This is a genomic window from Amycolatopsis rhabdoformis, assembly GCF_035918295.1.
Lineage (GTDB): Bacteria > Actinomycetota > Actinomycetes > Mycobacteriales > Pseudonocardiaceae > Amycolatopsis > Amycolatopsis rhabdoformis.
This window is the reverse complement of sequence record NZ_CP142149.1, coordinates 7,539,926-7,565,318: the sequence shown is the minus strand read 5'-3', so window position 1 is coordinate 7,565,318 and position 25,393 is coordinate 7,539,926. Positions and strand designations below refer to the sequence as shown.

Genomic DNA, 25,393 nt, shown 5'->3' with positions numbered 1-25,393 from the left:
AGGAGGTGAACCCGCGGTGAGCTTGATGGTGGATCCGAGCCTGAACTGGATCTTCTACATCATCGCGGGTGACGCCTGGCCGCAGGGCGACGAGGACGCGATGCGCGCGCTCGCCGCCGAGTGGGACAACGTGGCGCAACGGGTGGCCGACGCCGGCAACGGCTTCAACCAGCTGGCGGGCCGCGTGGCGTCGAACGTCGGCGGCGACGTGCAGAAGAACTTCCTCGACTTCGCCACGAACCTCGGCACGATGGGCGAGCAGTTCATCGCGAGCGCGCAGGCCCAAGCGCAGGCGTTGCGCGCGCAGGCGCTCGACGTCGAGAAATCCAAGTACAGCATGCTGATCGCGATCGCGATCACCGCCGCCGACATCATCTGGGCGATGTCGAACCCGTTCACGATGCCGCTGGTGCCGGAGATCTTCGCCGCGGGGCGCACGGCCGTGGTCGAGATCGAGCGGACGCTCATGCAGCGCCTGATGAACCTCGCCACGCACCTCGCGGAGGCCGCCGCGGAGGAGGCGGCGGAAGAGATCGCCGAGGAGATGCTCGCCCAGGTCATCCAGATCGCGCAGGGCAATCGCTCCGGCCTCGACGGCAAGGCCATCATGCAGTCCGGCGTGCTCGGCGGCATCGGCGGCGCCTTCGCCCACAACTTCCACGGCGCCATGGGCAAGTTCGACAACAAGTTCGGCACCAAGTTCTCCAAGAACGTGTGGGGCGCCGCCGCCAACGAGGCCACCACCGAAGTCGTCGTCGGCGGCGCCGGCGCCGCCATCTTCGGCGGCGACACCGACAGCCTCGGCTGGGGTGCCCTCAACGGCGGCCTCTCCGGCGCTGCCACCCACGGCGCCCACCACGCCGGCCAATCCCTCCACGACTCCCTCAACGGCGGCGGCAACGGGCCGACGGCCAAGGGGCCCAACGGGCCGGGGGACGTCGGTGGGTTGGGTGGGAATCCGAACCTGGGGAACCTTTCGGTGCCGCCACCGCCGCCTCCGTCTACCGGCGGTAGCTCGGGTGGTGCGGGTGGTTCCGATGGCGCTGGGGGCACCGGGGGTGCTGGCGGCGCGGGTGGTTCCGACGGCTCGGGTGGCGCTGGTGGGTCTGGCAACACAGGCGGCGCAGGCAGTTCGGGCAGCGCCGGCAATTCCGGTGGCGCGGGCAGTTCTGGTGGTGCCGGCAGCACCGGCAGCACCGGCGGCGCCGGCAGCTCGGGTGGCTCGGGGGGTTCCGGCAACTCCGGCTCCTCCGGCACGGGCAACTCCAACGGCGCCGGCGGCTCGAACGGCTCCGGCTCCGGCTCCGGCTCCGGCAATCCTGCCACCTCCGGCGGCACCGACACCGGCAGCCACGACTCGACCGGCGGCACCGGCAACACCGGTGCAGGCAGCACCGGCAATGCAAATGCCGGCAACACCGGCGCCGGAAGCAACGGCAACGCGGGTGCCGGCAAAACGAACGGCGCGGGCGCCGGTAACACCGGCAACGGCGGTGCAGGCAACTCGAACACCGGCTCGGGCTCGACCGGCAACACCGGCGCGAACAGCGGCGCGGGCAACACCGGCGCGACCGGCAACGCGAACACCGGCACGAACGCGGGCACCGGCAACACCGGCGCGAACAGCGGCGCCGGCACGAACGGCAACTCGGACACCGGCGCTGGCAACACCAACACGGGCAACACCGGCTCGACCGGCAACTCGAACACCAGCGGCGGTAACACCGGCGCGAACAGCGGCACCGGCAACACCGGCGCGACCGGCAACCCGAACGGTGACAACACCGGCGGCAACGTCGGCTCGGGCACGAACGGCACTACGAACACCGGTACCGGTGCGAATGGCAACACCAACACGGGCAACACCAACACGGGCAACACCAACACGGGCAACACCAACACGGGCAGCACCGGCTCGACCGGCAACGCGAACACCGGCAACACGGGCGCGAACACCGGCTCGGGTACGAACGGCAACTCGAACTCCGGCAACTCGAACACCGGTACCGGCAACACGGGCGCGAACACCGGCTCCGGCACGAACGTCAACACCGGCCCCGGCAACACCGACACCGGCAACACCTCGGTGCCGCCGCCTTCGGCGCCGAACTCGGTCAACACGGGTAGTCCGGTGCCGCCGCCGTCGGTTCCGGGTGGCGTGAACTCCGACACCGGCACCACGGCCACGCCGCCGCCGGTCACCGCCGGCGCGCATTCGGGTGCCCAGAACGACCCCGGCCTCCCCGGCTTCGGCGGCAACCAGAACACCGGCGCGACCAACGTCCCCACCACCGGAAACACGACTCACACCCCGGGCACCACCGGTTCCACGACGAACACCGGGCCCACCGACACCGGCACGGGGCACACGCCGACCACGGCGAACCAGGGTTCCACCGGCCCCAACCCGGGCGCCACCAACACCGGCTCCACGACCGCGAACACCGGTAACACCAACACCGGTCCGAACACCGCGGCCACGAGCAACACCCCGAACACGCACGGCAACACCGATACCGGGCCGAACAACACCACGAACACCACCGGCAACACCGGTTCGAACAGCAACACCACACCAGCCCCGAACACGGCCTCCAACACCGGTCTGAACACCAACACCAACGCGAACACCGGTCCGAACAGCAACACCGCGTCAAACAGCAACAGCAACAGCACTACGAATACGAGTTCCAACACCGGCTCGAACCCGAACACCAAGACAGGACCCGGCACGAACTCCGACCCGGCCTCGACGAAGGCCGCTCCGCCGCCGGTGGCGGGAAGCGTCGAAGGCGTTCGTTCGACGGCCGGGCCCAGTCAGGACAGCGAGAGCAACCCGACGGGCGGCCACACCAGCGTCGACGGGCCGAACGTCAGCCCGGGCCGGGTGCCGGTCAACACCGCACCGGTGTCGGCGAGCCCCGCGCCCACGGTGAACGCGTCCCCGAACCCGGCCACGGACAACGGCAATCCGTCGACGAAGCAGGGCCCGGACACCGAAAACGCAGTGAAGTCCACCCCCGCCCCGAAGATCGACACGACACCGGCACCCGCGCCCGGCACGTCGATCAACACCGAGCCCACGCCGGCGCCCCGGACCAACCCGGCCCCGCAGCCGGCGGCGAACACCAAGAACGACACCACCACGAACTCCGACACCAAGAGCCAAGGCGCGAAAGCCGACCCGGCCCCCCAGCCGCGTCCCACCCCCGCCTCGAAACCTGCCGGCATCAAAACCAGCAGCGACGCGCCCCGCCCCCGCAACCGGCACACCCCAGCGCAAGCACCGAAGCCGAAGCGGGGCAACCAAACCGCAGTCGCGACCTCCAGCACCCAGAACACCGCCGGTCCCGGCCCCAACGTCGGCAAGATTCCGCCGACGACGGGTGGCAAGGATGATTTCAAGCAGGCTCAGAGGGATTTCAAGTTCAAGACCGTTCACGAGACCGGTGTCATCGGCTCTGTTGGCAACCGTAACGCGGACAATCAGAACAAAGTTGGTGTGGTCGCGACGGTGGCGGCGACGGTGGACGATGATCTGAACGAGCTGGCGAAGAAGTACTCCGGTGGTTTCGACGGGAATTCTCACGAGGGTCGCTTCGGTCTGGTCATCGGGATCAACGGTGTGGCGGGCAAGGATGCGGCGATCACGCAGAAGATCCAGGATTTCCAGCAGAACTGGGACAATCGGTTCCCGGTCGCGGTGGTCGGTTTCACGTGGAAGAACCCGACCACGGACATCGTGGATCAGAAGTCGATTCCCTACGGCGGTATCCGGGAGACGATCGTCCGCAATCCGGTGACCACGGATCTCATCACGCAGATCCGTGGCAAGGGTGGCAACAACGAGGTTTATCTCCACACCGGCGACGCCGACGTCAATTCGCTGAACACCAAGAACGGCCCCCTGTTCGACGCGGTCAACACCACCGTGAGCAACAACGCCGAGGGCCCACCGGAAGTGATCAGCGGCGGCTACGGTGTCCGCCCCGGCGATGGCGTCAACGCCAACAACGCCGCGCAGCTCGACCTCGACGTCCGCAACGCGATGGCGAAGGTCGACTCCCGCAGCATCTACTTCCCCGAGCCGAACACGTTCGTCCGGGTCAACGGTGACAAGCTCGAAAACGACGCGACGTTCGGCACGAAGAACCCGAACACCGGCAACTTCGAGTACGGCGCCAAAGAAGGCCAAGGTCTCGTCGACTCCGTACTGGCCCAGCGCAAGGCCGGCTGGGATTACGAGGGTCACCTCCCCGACATGGCCAAGTTCGACTCCGACCTGGCCGTCGAGACCGACGGCACGCGGATCGCGGGCAAGGTCGGCACGAACCCGGCGAACGTCACCAAGCTCACGCAGAGCCACGCCAACGAGACGACGTGGGCCGACCAGGTCGGGCACTACCTGGACAACCACACCAGCCTCGACCCGAACCTCGCGAAGATCGCCGCCAAGGCCGCGTTCCACGGCATCAACCCGCCCGGGCCCGTGCCGAAGGCGCCCACGAACGTCAGCGACGTCGCAAACAACCTGCCGCCGGCGGAGCGCAAGGCGTTGCTGAAGGGCGCGCAGCAGAACATCGAGGACGGCAAGAAGCTGCTCGGCCTCGCCCTGGGCACCCGCCAGGCGCTCATCGCCAACCTCGACGCACACCCGCACCAGACCTCGTCCGAGGCGCCGCCGAACCGTTCGACGATCGACCCGCGGCCGCAGCCGAAAACGTCCACAAAGGACTTTCCGGGACCGAAGGAGTGGGGCGGCCGCCGCGACTCGGCGCCGGCGTCGCGGTTGGTGTCGGAGCGGTTCGATCCCAAGAAGGCCATCGCGAACCAGTTCGACGGCAACCGCGAAGGACTCAAGGACGGTCAGCTCGAGGGCGCCGTCACGCACATCCGCTACGACGTGCGGCGGTTCGAGACGTCGCCGGGCAACTGGGTGCGCGAGTTCACCGTGCCGCTGGACCTCACGTCCCACACGGGTTCGGTCTCGATCGACACCCGCAACCAGCTCGCGCAGAACCTGCAGAACCACCTCGACCAGACCGTCAACCAGCAGTACACCCTGCCGAACGGCGACCAGCTCCACGTCACGGTCGACGCGCATGCGAACGACCAGGTCGATCCGGACGACGACAGGTGGACCGCCGACGCGAAACGCGGCGTCCCGGTCAACGTCCACGATTCCACTGTGGACAAGAACCCGCCGTCGACCAACCAGACGAACTGGGACGTCCACGACAAGAACACGGGCCTGACCCACGAGGTCATGCACTTCCTCGGCCTGGGCGAGGGCTACCACAACAACGAACTCCTCTTCAACCGCCAGGACCAGCCCGGCGTGATGGGTCCCGACGCGTGGACGGACTCGTCGCTCACGAAGGACAACCTCGCCAAGATCGAGGACATCTCCAACCAGGCGAACATCCGCGACCACCACCTCGGCGCCGACCACGGCCCGGCTCCCCGTGACCACCGGCCGGACACCGGGCAGCGCAGCACGCCGAGCCCCCACCGCCACACGCCGGCGGAGGCCCCGAAACCGAAGAACACCCCGAGCGCGAACACCACCACGGGCCCCGGTCCGAACGTGGGCAAGGTTCCGCCGACGACGGGTGGCAAGGATGATTTCAAGCAGGCTCAGAGGGATTTCAAGTTCAAGACCGTTCACGAGACCGGTGTCATCGGCAGCCTCGGTGACCGCAACGCGGACAACCAGAACAGCGTCGGTGTGGTCGCGACGGTAGCGGCGACGGTGGACGATGATCTGAACGAGCTGGCGAAGAAGTACTCCGGTGGTTTCGACGGGAATTCTCACGAGGGTCGCTTCGGTCTGGTCATCGGGATCAACGGTGTGGCGGGTAAAGACGCGGCGATCACGCAGAAGATCCAGGATTTCCAGCAGAACTGGGACAACCGGTTCCCGGTCGCGGTCGTGGGTTTCACGTGGAAGAACCCGACCACGGACATCGTGGATCAGAAGTCGATTCCCTACGGCGGTATCCGGGAGACGATCGTTCGCAACCCGGTGACCACGGATCTCATCACCCAGATCCGTGGCAAGGGTGGCAGCAACGAGGTTTATCTCCACACCGGCGACGCCGACGTCAACTCCCTCAACACCAAGAACGGCCCCCTGTTCGACGCGGTCAACACCACCGTCGGCAACAACCCCGAGGGCCCGCCCGAAGTGATCAGCGGCGGCTACCGCGTGCGCGACAACGACACCGCACTCGCGAAGTCCGCGGCCGAACTCGACCTCGACGTCCGCAAGGCGATGGCCGACGTCGACTCCCGCAGCGTGTACTTCCCGGAGCCGAACACGTTCGTCCGGGTCAACGGTGACAAGCTCGAAAATGACGCCACCTTCGGCACCGAGAACCCGAACACCGGCAACTTCGACTACGGCGCCAAGGAAGGCCAAGGTCTCGTCGACTCGGTCCTCCGGCAGCGCAAGGCCGGCTGGGACTACGACGGTCACGTGCGCGACATGGCCAAGTTCGATTCCGACCTGGCGATCAAGACCGACGGCACGCGCATCGCGGGCAAGGTCGGCACCAACCCGGCGAACGTCACCAAGCTGACCCAGAGCCACGCCAACGAAACGACGTGGGCCGACCAGGTCGGCCACTACCTCGGCAGCCACACCGATCTCGACCCGAACCTCGCGAAGATCGCCGCCAAGGCCGCGTTCCACGGCATCGACCCGGCGGGACCGGTGCCGCCGAAGCCGAAGAACATGTCCGACGTCGCCGCGAACCTGTCGAGCGACGAGCGCAAGACCCTCGTGCAGGGGCTGCGCAAGAACCCCGAGCAGGGCAAGAAGCTCGCGGACCTCACCGTGGGCACCCGCACCGCTCTCATCACCAGCCTCGGCCGCGCGAACACCGGCACCTCGGTCCACACCGCCGCGCAAGCACCGCCGCGCAACCTCCACACCCCGGCCCAGGCGCCGAGCCGCACCGGCGACCCGGCCCCACGCAACCGCCACACGCCCGCGGCCGCGCCGACGCACAACTGGGACCCCAACGGGTACTACTCGCCGTACGCCACGCCGCAGACGTCCTACGGTCCGCCGCCCACTCAGTACGCGCCGCAGCAGCCACCGACGTGGGCGCAGCCGCAGCAGCAACCGCCGGCGTGGCTGACGCAGAACCACCTGCCGCCCCCGCACTCCTGGGGCCACCAGGCGCCCGCGCCGTCCTCGTGGCACGGGCAGCCGGATCCGTTCCAGCACTACAAGCCCCACCACAGCACGGAATCGGACGACGAGTACTCGCCGAACGCGCAGCCGCTGCCGCTGCCGCCGCTCGCCGACCCGAACCCGATCCCGTACCTGGGGCCGGGCAAGAACAAGCTGTACCACAAGGCGATCGCGATGCCGGGCGCTCCGTCGTCGCAGCAGCTGAGCCCGCACCTGCGGGTCCGCCCGCTCGACCACGACCCGTTCGACGTGCAGACGCAGGCGAACTTCGAGGCCTTCGGGAGCCTGAACAAGAAGGGCCGCCACCACGCGACGGCCCAGGTGTTCGACGACGCCACCCGCCAGCCGGTGACGCCGCTGGGCAGCTGGCGCAGCGGTGACGACCCGACGTCGACGGGGATGTCGCAGTCCGACCGGCGCAACATCAGCCACACCGAGGCGAAGATCATCCGCGACCCCGACGTCCGCGCGAGTTTCGGGCGCGGCCGGACGCTGCTGATCAGTGGCGAATCGGAGCCGTGCGTCTCCTGCCGGACGCTGATGATGAACTTCGCCGCGCAGAACGGCGGCCGCATCGACTACGTCTACCGCGACAAGGTGACGGGGGAGAACCGGCGCTGGACCTCGGGCGACTACATCTCCACGCCCGCGCAGTTCAAGGACTACTACGGGTACAAGCCCGGCCAGTACCCCCGTTACGCGTCGGCGCCGGAGCGGGACTCGGCGACGCCGGCGCCGGCCACCCGACCAGGGGAGCTGCCCGGCCCGAAGACCTGGGGCGACCGCCGCGACACCGCCCGCCCGTCGCGGTTCGTCTCGGAGCGCTTCGACCCGAAGAAGGCGATCGCGGCGCAGTTCGAGGGCAACCGCGAAGGCCTGCGCGGGGGCCAGCTCGAGGGCGCCGTCACGCACATCCGCTACGACGTGCGCCGGTTCGAGACCTCGCCGGGCAAGTGGGTGCGGGAGTTCACCGTGCCGCTGGACCTCACGTCCACTTCGGGCTCCGTGTCGGTCGACGCCCGCAACCACCTGGCCCAGGACCTGCAGCACCACCTGGACACCAACGTCAACCAGCGCTACACCCTGCCCAACGGTGACCAGCTCCACGTGCGGGTCGACGCGCGCGCGAACGACTCGGTGGACCCCGACGACGACAGCTGGACCGCGAAGCCTTCGCAGGGCGTCCCGGTCGACGTCCACGATTCCACTGTGGACGACGGCCCGAAGGATCCCCACGGCTGGCTGCCCACGAACCAGCTCAACTGGGACGTGCGCGACCCGCGCGGAGGCCTGACCCACGAGGTCATGCACTTCCTCGGGCTGGGCGAGGGTTACCAGGACGGCGCCCTGCTGTTCAACCGCGAGAACCAGCCGGGGGTGATGGGCAAGAACGCCTGGTCGGACTCGTCATTGACGCAGGACAACCTGGCGAAGATCCACGATGTCTCCACCGGCGCCGTGATCCACGACCACGGTCTGGCCGCCGAGAGCCACGGCTCGCCCGACCCGGCTCGCGACACCGCCGGACCGTCGACGCGCACCCCGGACCTCGACAAGGGCCCGAGCTTGCACACGCCGTCGGCCGCGCCGGGGCACCCCTGGGGCACCGACCCGTACGGCAATCCCTACGGTCCGCCGCCGGCGTGGGCACAGCAGGGTCCGCCGCCGCCGGCGTGGGCGCAGCAAGGTCCGCCGCCGCCGTCCTGGGCACAGCAGGGTCCGCCGCCGCCGGTGTGGCACAGCCAGCCCGACCCGTTCCACTACTACAAGCCCGACCACAGCTCGCTCAACAGCGCGAAGTATTCGCCGAACCCGCAGCCGCTGCTGCCGTTGCCGCCCTCGCCGGACCTGAACCCGATCCGGTACCAGGGGCCGTCGAGCAGCGATCTGTACAACCAGGCGCGGATGATGAACCCGGCGCCGCCGTCGGCGCACCTGAGCCCCCACTCGCGCGTCCGGCCGCTCGACGACGACCCGTTCGACGTCCAGCTGCCCGTGAACTTCGAAGGTGGCAGCGGCGGCAACAAGTCGGGCCGCCACCACGCCACGGCACAGGTGGTCGACTCCTACTCCGGCCAGGCCCTGACGGCCGCCACCACGTGGCGCAGCGGCGAGGACCCGACCTCGCACCACCTGCCCGACCACCAGCGCCGCAAGATCAGCCACACCGAAGCGAAGATCATCCGCGATCCGTCGGTGCGCGGGCTGATGCAGCCCGGCCGGACCCTGCGGATCAGCGGTGAGTCGGAACCGTGTGTGTCGTGCCAGTCGCTGATGATGGCGTTCGCCGCGGAGACCGGCGGGCGGATCGAGTATCTCTACCGCGACAAGTACTCCTCGCAGAACCGCGTGTGGTCGTCCGATGCGCACATCTCGGCGCCCAAGCAGTTCGAGGGCTACTACGGCTACCGGCCGGCCAACGCGCGCCCGAGCCGCAGCCGCCACACGCCTTCGTCGGCCCCGAGCCGCCCGGATGACACCGTGCTGGTCGAGGACACCGATCCCGAGCCCGACACCCGTTCGCTCACCGACCGGCTGCCCGAGTACGCCAAGAAGGGCCAGGCGCTGGGCTCGCTCGTGCCGGTGAACCCGCAGGGCGTGAAGCAGGTCGGCGACACCGTCAGCCGCCTGGTCACGTCGCTGGATTCGCGGCGCAACCCGCCGGATCCGGTCGGGATCGACGCGATCACCCGCACGTTGGACAGCACCGGCTTCGAGTCGTTCCTCGGGCCGGGCCGCAAGCAGATGGTGCGCGTCGGGGAGAAGTGGTACGAGGTCCACGTGCGAGCCGAGCTCGACCTCGACGGCGTGGCGGCCGACGGCATCGCCCAGCAGCCGCACGTGACGATCGGCGACGTCAACGACCAGGTGCAGGCCACCCACGCGCAGGGCCAGAACGACACCATCGCGCGCACGGTCGGCACGTCGTTCTTCGCCTTGATCCCGCCGGGCGCCTACGTTTCCGTCGCGCCGATGGTGCAGCTGGCCACGGCCGCGCAGACGCACACGTCCACCGTCACCGGCACCGAGCAGCGGGTGGTGCGCTCGGCCGGCGACGTGGACGGCGCCGACGTGAACGTGAAGTACTCGATCACCGTCACCGACCAGGCCGGCGGTCTCACCGGGTCCACTGTGGACGGCAAGGTGTCGCTGCTGTGGTCGCAGGACCTCGGCAACCTGAAGCCCGACGCCGAGGCCACGGGCGACCCGAAGCCCGACTGGGCGGAGAACATCGAGCTGCTCGCGCCCGAGGCGGTGCTGCTCGACGAGCAGGCGCTGTTCGACAAGGTCGCGAAGCAGCTGCACCCGTCGATCACGAAGTTCGGCGCGCCGGGCCGGCAGGCGCTGCGCGAGTTCGTGAGCGGCGGCGGCATCCGCGGGGTGCTCGGCACGGCGCTGCAGGGCGGCCCGGTCGTGTCCAACGATCTGCTCAGCCCGCACGGCAGCCACCGCGACGCCGTGCAGCTCAAGGCGCGGCCGAAGGACGTCGAGCTGGTCGGCGTGGTGCCGGGTGACAGCGAGCTGCGGTTCAACGACTCCTCCGTGAACGGCGGCGCCACGGCGGCCGCGTCGAAGTCGGGAATGGACTTTTCCCTCACCGTCGGCGGCGGCTCGTACCTGCCGGGCAAGGTGGGCGGGCTCGTCGGTGTGACCGGATCCGCGTCGTCGAAGGTCACCGAGACCGCGACCGGCGGCACCGGTGTCACGGCCAAGAACACCGTGGAAGCCAAGGGCGACATCGGGATCTACAAGGTCAAGGTGGACGTCGACGTGATCGCCTCCACCGGCGAGATCGAGACCGTCGAGGCCACCGCGTACGTGCGCCTGGGCCTGCCCGAGGCGAAGGCCCAGGGCCTGCCGGTGCCCGGGGACACGCGTGACAAGCTCACCGACGTCGGCAAACGCTACGAGCCGCCCTACCTCGCCGCGGCTGCCGCGGCCGGTCACGTGCGTGCCGGGTCGTTCACGCCGGCCGCGAAGGTGCAGCCGCAGATCGAAAACGCGCTGCGCGAGCGGCCCGGCATGGCGAAGTTCCTGCCGCGCTGGGACAAGTTCCAGTCCGACGACAAGAGCTCGAGCCGGGAGGTCGCCGAGCGCTTCGCGAACCTGCGCAAGCTCACCGCCACGTTCTCGCCCGCCGCGCTCAAGGCCAAGATGGACACCCTGCTCGGCCCGGGCGTCTCGGTGCAGCTGAAGCGGCGTGGCCTGTTCACCGACGAGTACCTCAGCGTCACCGTGAAGGCGAAGCTCTCGCCGGGCCGGCACCTCGGGGAGGCCACCGGCCGCTCGGTGAAGGGCACGGTCGCCACCGCGCCTTCGCTGGCCAGTGCGACCACTGTGGACAAGAGCTGGTCGCTCGGGCTCGAAGGCCGCATGGTCGTGCCGCAGGTCACCTCGATCGCGACCTCGAGCATCAGCCCCGCGATCACGCCGGTGCAGTACTCCGACGCCTACAGCTGGAAGAACTCCGGCGGCCCCACGGTCACGACCACCACGAGCCTGGGCGGCAACCCCGACTCGCAGGTGTTCGAGCACGACGTGGAGTTCGAGGTCGAGATCACCAGCTTCACCCGCAACCGCCCGTGGGTGAAGCGCCTCACGCCCGGTTCGCCGTTCCGCGTCACGCCCCAGGTGTCCACGGTGGCCAAGACCGGCGACCCGACGCTGCCGAAGATCTCCGGCAAGGTCGACCTGTGGGTCAACGACGGCTCGGCGCTGAAGAAGGACCCCGGCGACTTCCTGCCCGGCAAACCCGGCACCACCGTGCTGACCAAGGACGGCACGCCGGCCATCGACGACCTGCTGGCCAAGCCGAAGCCGAACCAGCCGAAGTTCCTGCACGTGGAGGCGTTCACCAACACCGAGGCCCTGCGCGACGAAGCGTTGCGCCAGCTGGAACGCGCGTCGGACGGCGACGGGGTGCTCGGTCTCTCCGGCGGCGAGGCCCGCAAGCGGGTGGACCGCATGTTCTCACCCGAGACGTTCCGCGGCGGGCTGCCGAAGTTCCTGCGCCAGGGCGCGTCGGCCGGTGGCTTCCGCTACGAGCGGCGAGTGGCCGACCGGGTCGGCGGGCTGGGCATGACCGTGGGGCTGAGCAACCCGAAGGTCGTCGTCGCGTCCGACGCCGGGGGCAGTGACACCACGTTCGCCGGCGGCGCGAAGTCCGGGTTCGAGTCCACGCACAAGCAGGCCCTCGAGGGCAGCGCGCAGCTGGGCGTGACGATCCGTCCGGACGGCAGCACCCCCACCGGTCAGGGCCAGGTCTACGGGTCGGCCAAGGTGAGTCCGTGGACCCGCTCTTCGGGCAGCTCGAAGGAAGTGGGCGCGAGCGTCGACCACGTGAGCCGCTCGAACGCCAAGGGCCGCACCGTGCTCGTGCAGTACGACGCCGACGTGCGGCTGGTCGCCGAGACCCGGCAGGAAAGCCTGGTCAACGGCTCGACCTCGCGCGCGGGCGCCGACGTGAAGCTGCCCGGCGCGGTCTACGTGCGCATGACCGAGGACCAGGCCCGCGAGCAGGGTCTGCTGCCGTCGGTCGATCCGCGCACCGCGCCGCCGGGCAAGATGGCGCCGCCCGCGCTCGTCGGCCGCGGCTCCAGCGCGCTCGGCGCCGCCGTGGTCGAGGACGCGCCGGACCTGTCGAAGCTCGTGCGCGACGCCCGCACCGCACTCGGCCGCACCGGCGACAAGCTGCTGCCCCGGTCGGTGCTCGACGATTCCATGACCAACCTGCAGCGTACGCTCGACCTCGCCTCGCCCGACGCGGTGACGTCCCTTGTGGACAGTGCGCTCGACGGCGGCGCGCCGCTGCTGCTGCACGATGCCGGGGTGTTGTCGACCGACACCTACCAGGTGCTGCTCAAGGCGACGATCACCGACACCGAGTTCCTCGACGTGGTCCACGACGGCGGCGAGATCGACCACGTCGTGAACGCGACCACCACGGACAAGGAGAGCTCCGGCCGCGGGTCGTCCTACAGCGGCCAGTTCCGCGGTGCCGGGCGCGGCCTGTTCCGCGACTCCAAGCCGGATGTGAGCGGCTACGAAGGCCTCGTCGTCGGTGTCTCGGGAACGAAGACGAAAACCGACCAGACGGTGGCGGCCACCGCGACCACCATGGGCGTGAAGGCTTCGCAGAGCGGCCCGGCCGTGCGCTTCCGGCACCGGATGAAGTTCGAGCTCGTGGTGCAGCGCGGGGGCAAGACCTACCCGGTCACCGAGCAGAACGCGCAGGTCACCGTGCGCTCGGCGGCCGACGACCAGAAGATCGGCACCGAAGGCCACGCGGCCCCGAAGGCCTACGCGCCCCGCACCACCGAGCTCACCGCTGCCGACACGACACCTGAGAAGCTGGCGCAGTGGCAGGCCGGTGGGGTGGGCAAGCTGCCGCCTTCCGCGCACACCGAGGGCGTGCGCGGGTCGGCCGCCGTGCAGGCCGGGGCGGTGCGCGCCCTGCGGCTCGCGGGTGCGGGCAACGGCCTCACCCAGGAGGGCACCGGCGCGAACAACACGCTGGTCACGTCGCTGACCAACGAGGTCCTGCAGGGCCACCTGCCGAGCATGCTCGACGGCCCGCTCGCGACGCCGGACCTGCACGAAGCGTCGCTGATCAAAAACGGACACGGCAGTGTGAAGGTCTACACACGCCTGGTCAACCCTGGCCTCACGGGGCTCAGCGACACGGTGAAACTCGAACGCACCGACCAGATCACGGCCACGTTCACCGGCGAGGCCAAGATCGCGCTGAGCGGCGAGAACCAGTACCTGCCCGGCGTCGGCGGCGTCACCGACCCGAACGACAACTGGCTCTCCTGGAGCGGCGCGGACGTCCGCAACCCGGCCGCACTGAGCGACCCGACGGCGACGGTCGCCGGCGGGCAGCGGTCGACCGTCGCGAAACCGAAGGGCCGCAGCGGGCTCGTCGGGTTCGACGTCGAGTACCGCGTGGTCGCCGACCTCGGCGGGGGCCGCACGGCCGCGGTCGAGGTGAAGGTGCCGGCGTCGGCGCTCGTGCGCATGTCCGACGCGGACCTCGAGCAGCTGCTCGGCGAGGCGCTGCCGGACGCGATCACGAAGGCGCAGGACGCCGTGAAGGACGCGGCGGCGAGCTGGCGCGAGGCGGAAGAGGCCGTGGAGACGGCCCAGCACGAGGCCGACGACCGCTGGCTCGACGAGCGCGACAGCGTGAAGACGCTGGCCGAGGACGCCAACGGGCTCGACGTCGAGACCGACACCGACCCCGTGCGTGAGCTGCGCCGGACCCTGGCCGACACCGAGGCCGACGCCAAGGCGGCCGGGCTCGAGCTGCGCGAGGGCAACACCGAGGTCCAGCGGCTGCAGGACGTCTCCCAGCAGGCGCGGGCGCTGGCCGCGGTCACCGACGAGGGTTCGCCCGAGCGGCAGCACCTGCTGGACCAGGCCGTCCGCGCCGAGCAGGGCATGCGCGACATCCGGGCCGCGCAGCCCGCGCTCACGCAGCGCCGGCAGGCCGCGCAGGACCGCGCGGAGCAGCTGGCGACCGTGCTCACCACGTACCGCGACGGCAGCACCGACTTGACCACCCGCCGTGACGACGCGCTGCGGCAGGTGCGTGAGGCGCGCGAGAAGGCCGACGAAGCGCGCAAGAAGTGGTGGCTGGCCAAGGAAGAGGTCGACTGGCGGCTGGCCACGCACGTGTGGCCGGTGCCGAAGGTGCAGTCGCGCTTCGACCCGCGCTCGGCCGAGCACGTGGTCGAGGCGCCGGACACCGAGCCCGCCCCGATCTCCGGCTGGGATCCCGACACGGACCGGCCGTACGACTTCGACGTGCGCGACGTGCAGTCGCACCAGGTCACGGACGCGTCGGGCAAGGTCGTGGCCGTGTCGTTCCTGCCGGCGGCGGAGCAGACGTCGCCGGTGGAGCACCACTGGATCGCCGACAACTCCGGTGAGGTCGCCTCGCTCGACGAGGGCGTGACCTCGAAGACGCTCGACCCGGTGGTGGCCGACGCTCGCGAGAACGGCACGAAGCCGGATCTCGGCGGACGGCGGTTCGGCGACTGGGCCGCGAAGTCGCCGGCGCCGTGGGGACAGGACACCGGCGACACGTTCTTCGTGTTCGCGCACGGCAAACCGCAGTCGGTGAAGCTCACGCTGGTCGGCGGCCAGACCGTGCGCGTGGACGGGAAGACGTTCGCGCGGATCGTGGCGAACTCGGCGCCGTTCGCGCAGGCCGGGCCGAAGTCGTCGGTCACGCTCATCGCCTGCAGCGTCGGGCAGACCGACGGCCCCGGCGGCGTGGCGCACGATTTCCAGCGCGCGCTGGAAGATCTCGGTGGGCCGGCGACGGTGCACGCGCCGACGAAGCCGACGTTGTTCGGGCGGGACACCGCCACGCTCGGCAAGGCCCTCGGGTCCACCGGCGCGTTCACGGCGGTCACCGACGGCGGGAAGTTCCGCACGTTCGGCGGCCGACCGGGGGACACCGCCGTGGTGGACCTCGTGCGCGAACTCGACATCGGCTCGCCCACCGAGCCGCCGGCCGGGCCGATCTCCCTGGCCGACCACGAGGGCACGCTGGCGCTGGCGTCCACTGTGGAACGACAGCTCGCCGACACCGCCGCCCGCACCGGGGAGCTGCGGCTCACCGACGTGCAGGATCTCGTGGCCCGCCACGAACGTCCGGACGTCGTGTACTCGGCCGTGCTCACGCACTTGGCCACGGGCTCGACGCCGGTGCACACCGTGGTCGACGTCCGCCGCGACCCGCAGACCGGCGAGTGGACCCGCGTGCCGCTTCCGCCGCTCGCACGCGGCCTGATCACCGTCACGGGCAAGGGCACCTGGGGCGCCGACGAGGTGTCGCGGCCCGCACGGCTCAATCCCGCGTGGACGGACGGACCGGCCCGCGAGACCACCCACGCGCGCCCCGATGCCCAGCACTACGCCGAAACGCTTGCCGAACACCACCTCGACGGCGCGCCGCTGCCGCCGGTCACGGTGCCGGCGGACCGCGTCGACCGGTTCACGGCCGACGTCACGCGGCTGCTGCACGAGCGCGGTTTCGACCTGCCGTTCGTGGTGCACCCCGACCACACGCGCCTCACCGGCGAGGTCGTCGGCGAACCCGGTGTGACGCTGGACTTCGCGCCCGGCGCCGTGACCACGACCGTGCTGACCGACCACACCGGCACCGCGCGCGGGCTCACGTTCCTCGAACCCGCCGAGACCGCGAAGGTCCAGACCTGGCTGCGGCAGACCCGCGGCGAGAACCTCGTGGTCGAGGCCGACCCGGACGAGATGCGCGCCTTCGCCACCGGCGCCGCGAACCACCTGCGCGGCCGTGGCCCCGGTGACGGCGGCATCCCGGTGCACCCGTCGTGGGCCGACGAGCTGGCCGAGGGCCGCACATTCCTCGTCACCGGCCACGGTGAGGAAACCCGCGTGAAGGTGTCCGTGACCGGCCCGGACGGCAAGCGGCACGAGGTCTACGTCGACGGCGCGACGCTCGCGCAGATCGTCACGGCGTCGCCGGAGTTCGCCGACGCGCAGCCGGATTCGGTCACCCTGTTCCAGCGCGCCGCGGCCCGCCGCCGCGGCCCTGGCGGCGTGGCGCACGACTTCCACGCGGCGCTCGAAACGAGTGGTGGGCCGTCGATCGTGCACGCCGCCACCGATTCCGTGCTGGCCAACCACCGCGACGAGCGCCCCGGCGACAAACCGTCGGCCCCGCTGTTCGGCGCGCGCGACGACGCGTTCACGGCCGTGGTGCGCGGCGGTCACTGGGAGACGCTCGGCCGTCCGGTCGACGCCGATGCCGTGGTCGACGAGCTCACGAACGCGTTGCTGAAGAACTGGCGCTACGCCGCAGATGAGTCCGATTCGACGTCGGACGTCGGCCCGGTTCGCCTCGCCGACCGCGCCGAGACGCTGAACCTGGCCGCGGAGGTCGTGAACGCCGTCTACGATCGCGCGCCCGACGAGCACGTGCAGGCGCTGCTCGGCAGCCACGAAGACCCCGAGCTGCTCGCCTCCGTGGTGAACGAGTACCTGCGCGCGGTGTCCGCGGCTTCGGAAGCGCCGCCGTACGACTCCGCGGCCGAGCTCACGCAGGACCTGCTCGCGGTGTCGGCGAACCACGATCCGGCGCCGGCCGGCGCGCCGCTGCTCGGCCCCGACCTGTTCGGCCTCTACCGCGCACCGGAACCGCCGGACTTCCTGCAGGGCCACGACCACTCGAACCTCACCGCGGGCCAGGGCGTCTCGCTGCTCGACACGCTCGACCTCACGCGCGGCGTGCCGGTGCTGTCCGAGCAGGTCGACCCGGCGAACCTGCCCGACCGTCGTGATTGGACGGTCGAACACACCCGCGCCGACGACCGGCTCACGGCCTGGGCGCCGGGTGAGGTCGAGCCGCTGCCGAAGACCACGTCGACCCCGCTGCTCATGCACGCCATCTGGCTCGGTGGGCCGTTGCGCGACGTCGGCACGATGCGCTCGTTCCGCGAGAACTTCGGCGGCGCGGCCAAGCGGCTGCGCGACGGCGTGGTGCCGGTGCTGTGGACGGACGTCCCGCGCACGCAGATCGAGCTCGCGCTCACCACGGAACCGCCGGCCGACGGGGCCGACCCGCTCGCCGACGTGCGTGACTTCGTGGCCTGGGCGCAGGACCACAACGTGCGGCTGGTGAACGTGGACGAAGCGTTCTCGAGTGAGAACCCGATGCTGCTCAACGACTTCTACCGCTCGGAAACGGGCAAACTCACCGGACCGGGGTACGCGGCGGCCAGCGACATCCTGCGCATGGAGCTCATGAACCGCTTCGGCGGGCTCTACACCGACGGTGACAACGAGGTGGAAAGCCTCGACGACCTGTACCGCGCGGCGACTTCGCGCGAGGGCTACGTGACGCACCGCGTGGGCACGGACGTGGCCAACTCGGCCTTCGCGATGAGCCAGGGTCACCCGTTCGCCCGCGTGCACCTCGACGTGGTGCGCGAGAACTACGGCAAGACGCAGCGCAACCTCATGCCGCCGGAGTCGTATGAGTTCCCGCCGGCGTTCTTCGTACTGCCGATGGGCCGCGTGCACCGCAACTCGATCATCCGCCGCACCGGGCCCTCCGCGTTGTCGGGCACCGCCCGGCGCCTCGGCCTGCCCTCGGCGTTCGACCTGCCGGGGATGACCGACGTCCGGATGAACAGCGACGGCAGCTGGCTCAAGCCGCCGGCCGGCGGGACCACACCGGTGTCCGGTCGCGATGACACGCTCGCGTTGACCCAGCACGTGGTGCAGACCCTGGTGCGCGGCCTGTACAACCGCGCCGGTGACCTGCACCTGACCGCCGTCGAGCCGGCGGTGCGCCGCCACGCCGACCCGGACCTGGTGTGGCACGCCGCGCTCTCGTTCCTCGCGGCGGACCCGGACCTGGCGCCGCTCGTGCGCACGGTCACCGACCAGCACACGCACACCGGCGCCGACCACGACGTGCAGCTGCCGGCGTCGGCGCGGGCGTTGCTGGACATCGACGTGAACCGGGCGCACCACAGCCTCGGCGAGGTTCAGCACGCGGCCACGCTGAGGAACCCGGCCGACGCGGTGCTGGTGTCCGATGTGGACACTTTGAGTCCGGGCTTGTCGATGGAGACGGGTGCGCGGGAGCTGGCGCGGGCGTTGCGAACCGTGGATGGTGAGCTGCCGCCGATCCACGTCACCGGCGGTGATCGTGACACGGCGCGCGACGCCGCACGTGCATTGGCCGGGCACCTGGGCCGGGAGCTGGGTGACCGCGACCTGCTGGCGCGGGTGCCGGTGAAGATCCGGGTCGTGGCCGGCTCCGACGTCACGGTCTCGTTCCGACCGCCGGCCGGCGCGGTGGAGTTCACGGTGGCGACGACTCCGAAGCCGAGCGTGTTCGGCGGTGTCGACGGGACTTCGTACACTTCGGACACCGTGGCCTTCGATGGCTACCGCGGCGCCAACCCGGGAGTGGTGACGAGGACTTCCGTCGCCGTGCAGGGCGCTGCCGAGCTGACCCAGGCCGCGGACCGGCCGTCCACACTGGTGGAGGCGAAGGGTGAGCTTGCCGACGAGTTCACACAGGCGGTGCGTTCGTCCGGAATGGACCTTCCGGTGCACGCCTCGCCGACGCGGCTGCCCGAAAACGTGGTGGACACGTTCCCGGCCGTCTCCTACCTGGTCAGCGGCGACCAGGCCCTGTCCGACGACGACCGCCGCCTGATCGCCGAGCTCACCCACGCCGCCGAGCACGACTGGTGGTACCGGCCCCACCTGCCGGCCGGCCCGGTGGGTCTCGACGACCGCGCCGGCACGGTGGCCCTGCTCAGTGGCGCGGTCGGCGCGCTGCGCTCAGGCTCCACGCTCGACCTCACGGCCGCCGCCGACGTCGTGGCCCGGCACGAGCAGCCCGATCTCTTGTGGACGGCCGCGCTCGAGCTGGCCTCGCACCACACCGACGTGCAGCACGTGATCGACCACCGGCTCGTCGATGGACGGTGGCAGCAGGTCCGGCTGCCGGAGTCCGCGCGCGAGCGGTTCACCGTGACCGGCAAGGGTGTCTGGCGTGACGGCGCGGTGTACCGGCCGGTGCGGCTGAACACCTCGACCGGTCCGATGACCGACTTCGATGTCGAGCCGGTCACCCTGCCGCTCGACGACGCCGTCGCGCGGTGGATCGCCGAGTCCACAGTGGAACGATCGGCCGACGGCCTGCCCGCGCCGCACCTCACGGTGAGCGGCCCTGACGACGTGCGGGCCGAGTTCGCCGCACGGGTGCAGGACTTGCTGACGCAGCTGTCGCCAGCCGGCGTCACGCCGCGAGCCGTGACCGTGACCGCCGGACCGGGCGACGAGGCGCAGGCGACGATCTCGTGGACAGCGCCGCCGTTGCGGTCGGCGGTCGAGACCGCCGTGGCCGTCGGGCTGGCGGAGGAATACACGTTGCTGCAGCTGCACGGCGTCGCCGACACGCTGCTCGCCAAGCCCGGCCCCGCCGCCGAGGCGCTGCTGGACCTGGCCAACGAGGTCGCGCACGGCACCGACGTCGGCCGCGCCGCCGACGCCGTCGAGGTCCTCGACCGCCACGGCGCCCTCGATGCCGCCCTCGAAACCGGCCTGCTGCTCGGCCAGTTCCGCCGGATCCTCGGCCACACCGACCCCGAGGCCTACGCGCGTGACCTCGCCACGGCCATCCGCGCGTTCTCCTCGGAAAAGCTTCGGCCGGACGTGCTGCGCGAGGCGGTGCGCGGCGCCCTGGACGGCTGGCGCGGCGCGCCGGGTACGTTCGAGCAGCGGGTGGAGCGCACGCGGGACACGGTGTGGGTGCTGCGGCGCCTGCACCTGAGCAGCCTGGCCTGGCTGAACCGGTGGCGCACCGCCGAGCACATCCGGCAGTACGCCGCCCGCATGAAGGAGCAGGCGAAGCGGCAGGATGCGTTGCTGGCCAAGGTGAGTGAGTCGGAGGACGCCTTCCTCGCCTCGGTGGGCGAGCCGAACGCGAGCGGAGGAGACGCCGGACATGGCGAATGACCAGTGGGTACTGCTCGTCGACCCGGCGTGGGCCCCGTCGTCCACGCAGGACGGTGCGGAGGTCGCGGCACCCCCGCTGGCCGCCGTGGTCGGCGGCTGGCTGGCCGGTGAGGACGGCGCGGTCGGGCGCTTCGAGGCCAACCCCGCCTACGTCCCGTCCGGCCCGGGCTCCCCGACCGACCCGCTCGACGCCGTGCTGCGCCTGGTCGCCCGTGGCGAGGCCGACGCGGCTCAGCTCGCCGCCATCCTGCGCGAGTCGACCGTGTCCGTCGCGCTCGACGTGGACGACGAACCGCTGGTGGCACCCTCGCCGGACAACCTGCCGTGCGTGCTCGCCACCACCGCCCCGGCCCACCGCACCCGGGTGCGCGCGACCGGCTGGCACCCCGTGGCCGCCCACGACCTCCCGGCCCTCCTCGACACCCACGACGGCGTCGACCTGCTGCTCAACCCCGGTGCCCCCGGCTGCACCCGTCTCCTGGCCGACACGATCCGGGACGCACTGGCCGGCTGACCGTGTCACACTCGAGGTGATGGTCGCCTTGCGGAACCGCGTCGCACTCGTGGCCGGCGCGACGCGCGGCGCCGGTCGCGGCATCGCGGCGGCGCTCGGCGAGGCCGGCGCCACGGTGATCTGCACCGGCCGCAGCAGCGCGGAACGCGACGGCCACTCCGACTACGACCGGCCCGAGACGATCGAGGAGACGGCCGCGCTCGTCACCAGCCTCGGCGGGGTGGGCGTGCCGATGCAGGTCGACCACCTCGACCACGAGCAGGTGCGCGTGCTGGCCGAACGTGTGCGGCGCGAGCACGGCGGGCTCCACGTGCTGGTGAACGACATCTGGGGCGCCGAAAAGCTGAAGGGCGGCCCCGCCGACTGGAACCGGCCGATCTGGGAGCACGACCTCGACGACGGCCTCCGGATCCTGCGGCTGGGCGTGGAAACGCACCTCGTCACGTCGCACTACCTGCTGCCGCTGCTCGTCGAGCGGCCCGGTGGCCTGCTCGTGGAGGTCACGGACGGCACGCAGGACCACAACGCGGCCACCTATCGCATCTCGGTGTTCTACGACCTGGCGAAAGCGTCGGTGAACCGCCTCGCGTTCTCGCAGGGGCACGAGCTCGCTCCTTGTGGCGGTACGGCCGTCGCGATCACCCCGGGCTGGCTGCGGTCGGAGATGATGCTCGACAACTACGGCGTCACCGAGGAAACCTGGCGCACCGCGCTGGAACCCGACCGGCCGGGCGGGCTGCCCACGGCGCCACCGCCGTTCGCGCGGTCGGAATCGCCGCGGTACGTGGGCCGTGCGGTGGCCGCGCTGGCGGCGGATCCCGAGCGGGCGCGGTGGAACCAGCGATCGGCGAGTTCGGCCGAGCTCGCGCGGGAGTACGGCTTCACCGACACCGACGGCTCGCAGCCGGACAGCTGGGCTTGAAACGCGATTCGCGTTTTTCCGCACTCGCGTCCGTGAATTCCGGCATTATCGGGCACAGTTGAGAATTACTTGAGGTTTCCAGCTCAAATCAACCCTAAGTTCTCGGCGTTTCCATTGCGGCTTCCCGCGGTTTGGCCACATCATGATCGAGCACGACACAGTGGTCGGCAGACCCTGCGTCAGGACACGAACTTTGTTGTCAGAACAGGGGAATCACATGTCGCCCTCGGATCGGACCGCGGTCGCCGAGCCGCCGGAAACCGCGTTCAAGCACGAGGAAGCCGGATATCACAAAGGCCTGAAGAACCGTCAGGTCCAGATGATCGCCATCGGCGGCGCCATCGGGACCGGCCTCTTCCTGGGCGCCGGATCGCGGCTGCACAGCACGGGCCCGGCCCTGGCGGTGGTCTACGCGATCGCCGGCATCGTCGCGTTCTTCGTGGTGCGGGCGATGGGCGAACTGGTGATGCACCGGCCGTCGTCGGGGTCCTTTGTGTCCTATTCGCGCGAATTCCTCGGCGAGAAAGCCGCGTTCTTCGCCGGCTGGATGTACTTCCTGAACTGGGCCACGGCGGGCGTCGCCGACGTGACCGCGGTGGCCAAGTACACGCAGTTCTTCTGGCCCGACCTGCAGCAATGGATTCCCGCGCTCATCGCGTTGTTCGCGATCCTCGCGGTGAACATGGTGTCGGTGAAGCTGTTCGGCGAGCTGGAATTCTGGTTCGCCGCCGTCAAGGTGCTCGCGCTCGTGGTGTTCATGGTCGTGGCGATCTTCGTGCTGATCAGCCGAACGCCCGTCGACGGCGTGGTGACCGGCCCGAGCCTCATCTCCGGCAACGGCGGCCTGTTCCCGACCGGCGTGCTGCCCGCGTTGCTGATCCTGCAGGGCGTGGTCTTCGCCTACTCCGGCGTCGAGATGGTGGGCGTGACCGCCGGCGAGACCGCCAACCCGCGCAAGGTGATCCCGAAGGCCGTGAACTCCGTGGCCTGGCGCATCGGCATCTTCTACGTCGGTTCGGTGCTGCTGCTGGTGATGGTGCTGCCGTGGACGGCCTACAAGAGCGGGGAGAGCCCGTTCGTCACCTTCTTCTCGAAGCTCGGCATCCCGGCCGCCGGCGGCATCATGGACGTCATCGTGCTCACGGCGGCGCTGTCCAGCGTGAACTCGGGCCTGTACTCCACCGGCCGGATCCTGCGTTCGCTGTCGGTCGCCGGTTCCGCGCCGAAGTTCACCTCGCGGATGAGCAAGAGCGGCGTCCCGTACGGCGGTGTGCTGCTGACCGCGGCGGTGTACGTGCTCGGGGTGGTGCTCAACCTCGTGGTGCCGGGCGAGGCGTTCGAGGTCGCGCTGGAGTTCTCGGCGCTGGGCATCATCGGGATGTGGTCGATGATCGTGATCTGCCACCTCGCGATGACCCGCAAGGCCGCGCGCGGCGAGATGACCCGCCCGGGCTACCGCCTGCCGGGCGCGCCATACACGAACTACGTGACCCTGGCGTTCCTGCTGCTGGTGCTCACGATGAGCTGGTGGGGCGGCACGACCGGACGGATCCTGATCTACAGCATTCCGATCCTGGCCATCGTGCTGGTCGTCGGCTGGCTCGGCGTCCGCGGCCGCGTGCGCCGGATCGCGGCGGAACGCGCTGACGTGGCCGAATGATCTTCCTGGGCCTCCGGCTTCGGCCGGGGGCCCAGGGTCAGTAGGGCGAACGGCCACCGCTCGGAGTACTTCACCCACGCCCCGGCCGGCTTCACGCGGCCGCCTCCTGCGCCCGCACGCGCGAGCGGCTGACCAGCAGCGTCACGACAAAACCGAGCACCAGCGCCACCAGCACGCCGAGGTTCGCGAACGCCCACGAACCCTCGCGCCCACCCAGGCCGAACGGCGCCAGCAGGTAGCCCTGCCAGTGCAGCCAGCTCGCCGACGCGTTGGTGACCAGCCCCCAGCCGACGGCCGTCGCCACCACGATCAGCGCGATGGGCCCGAAGCGCACGTCGCCGTAGCGGCCGCGGCGGTCGTACAGGTCGGCCTCGGCGTAGTCGCGGCGGCGCAGCAGCACGTCGGCGAGCATCACGCCGCACCAGGCGGCCACGGGCACGCCGAGCGTGGTGAGGAAACCCTGGAACTGGCCGAGGAACGTGCCGCCGAAGAAGACAATGTAGACGGTGCCGGCGATCATGATCACGCCGTCGATCAGGGCGGCGGCGTAGCGCGGGATTCGCAGGCCGGCCGACAGCAGCGACAGGCCGGACGAGTAGATGTCGAGGACCGCGCCGCCCACCAGGCCGAGCACCGCGACGATCGCGAACGGCACCAGGAACCACAGCGGCAGGATCGTGGTCAGCGCCCCGATCGGGTCGGCCGCGATGCTCGTGTTCAGCTCCGGCGACGAGCCCGCGAGCAACAGTCCGAACACCAGCAACACCAGCGGGGCCACGGACGCGCCGAACGTCGTCCACCCGATCACGCCGCGCCCCGAGGACGACCGTGGCAGGTAACGCGAGTAGTCGGCCGCCGCGTTGACCCAGCCGAGGCCGAAGCCGGTCATCAGGAACACGAGCGCGCCGATGAACTCCTGCGCCGAACCCGCGGGCACGGCGCTCACGGCCGACCAGTGCACGTGCCCGGCGACCAGCACCACGTAGACCACGGTGAGCACACCGGTGATCCAGGTGATGATCGTCTGCAGGCGCATGATCAGGTCGAACCCCATCACGCCGCTCACCACGGTGAGCGCGGCGACCACGACCAGCGCGACCATCTTCGTGGTGGTGCCGCCGCCCCAGCCGAGCCGCTCGAACACCGTCGCGGTGGCCATCGTGGCGAGCGCGGTCAGCACCGTTTCCCAGCCGACGGTGAGGATCCACGAGATCGCCGACGGCAGATGATTCCCTCGTACTCCGAATGCGGCGCGCGAGAGAGTCATGGTCGGCGCGGAGCCACGTTTGCCGGCCACCGCGATGAAGCCGCAGAGCAGGAACGAGAACACGATCCCGACCACGCCGGCGATCGTCGCCTGCCAGAACGAGATCCCGAAGCCGAGCGCGAACGAGCCGTAGCTGAGCCCGAGGACCGACACGTTGGCGCCGAACCACGGCCAGAACAGGTCCCGCGGCCGGCCGCGGCGCTCGGCATCGGCGATCACGTTGATGCCGTGTGTCTCGACCTTGAGCCGGCTGCCCGTTTCCGGTGCCCTCGCTTCGGTCCTGGCCATGGTGACCGCCTATC

Annotated in this window: 5 protein-coding genes; 4 read left to right on the top strand and 1 reads right to left on the bottom strand. The window is 70.5% G+C overall.

The window, feature by feature from the left end; genetic code table 11:
• Positions 1–25 precede the first annotated feature (25 nt).
• The 4 genes from VSH64_RS34820 (at position 26) to VSH64_RS34805 (ending at position 23,824) form a co-directional block, all read left to right on the top strand.
• Entirely contained in the window at positions 26–20,728 is a 20,703-nt protein-coding gene (locus VSH64_RS34820) for a WXG100-like domain-containing protein (protein ID WP_326838104.1), read from the top strand.
• The gene (locus VSH64_RS34815) at positions 20,718–21,242 is read left to right on the top strand and encodes a type VII secretion system-associated protein (protein WP_326566992.1); all 525 of its coding nucleotides are present in this window, start codon (positions 20,718–20,720) and stop codon (positions 21,240–21,242) included. Before VSH64_RS34820 ends, VSH64_RS34815 begins: the two co-directional genes overlap by 11 nt.
• A gap of 19 nt (positions 21,243–21,261) precedes the next feature.
• Complete coding sequence (locus VSH64_RS34810; RefSeq protein WP_326566991.1) at positions 21,262–22,164, top strand: SDR family oxidoreductase; 903 nt, start codon at positions 21,262–21,264, stop codon at positions 22,162–22,164.
• 217 nt (positions 22,165–22,381) lie between these two features.
• Positions 22,382–23,824, top strand: coding sequence for an amino acid permease (locus VSH64_RS34805; RefSeq protein WP_326566990.1), 1,443 nt, complete (start codon positions 22,382–22,384; stop codon positions 23,822–23,824).
• 91 nt (positions 23,825–23,915) lie between these two features.
• On the opposite strand, the gene VSH64_RS34800 is transcribed toward VSH64_RS34805, so the two are convergent.
• On the bottom strand, positions 23,916–25,379 hold the full coding sequence (locus tag VSH64_RS34800) for a purine-cytosine permease family protein (RefSeq protein ID WP_326566989.1): 1,464 nt from the start codon (positions 25,377–25,379) through the stop codon (positions 23,916–23,918).
• Between the last annotated feature and the right edge of the window lie 14 nt (positions 25,380–25,393).

What these genes read in the sequence shown, in the direction of transcription:
- VSH64_RS34820 (WP_326838104.1), top strand. Translation starts at nt 26, where the DNA reads ATGGTGGATCCGAGCCTGAACTGGATCTTCTACATCATCGCGGGTGAC.
- VSH64_RS34815 (WP_326566992.1), top strand. Translation starts at nt 20,718, where the DNA reads ATGGCGAATGACCAGTGGGTACTGCTCGTCGACCCGGCGTGGGCCCCG.
- VSH64_RS34810 (WP_326566991.1), top strand. Translation starts at nt 21,262, where the DNA reads ATGGTCGCCTTGCGGAACCGCGTCGCACTCGTGGCCGGCGCGACGCGC.
- VSH64_RS34805 (WP_326566990.1), top strand. Translation starts at nt 22,382, where the DNA reads ATGTCGCCCTCGGATCGGACCGCGGTCGCCGAGCCGCCGGAAACCGCG.
- VSH64_RS34800 (WP_326566989.1), bottom strand. Translation starts at nt 25,379, where the DNA reads ATGGCCAGGACCGAAGCGAGGGCACCGGAAACGGGCAGCCGGCTCAAG.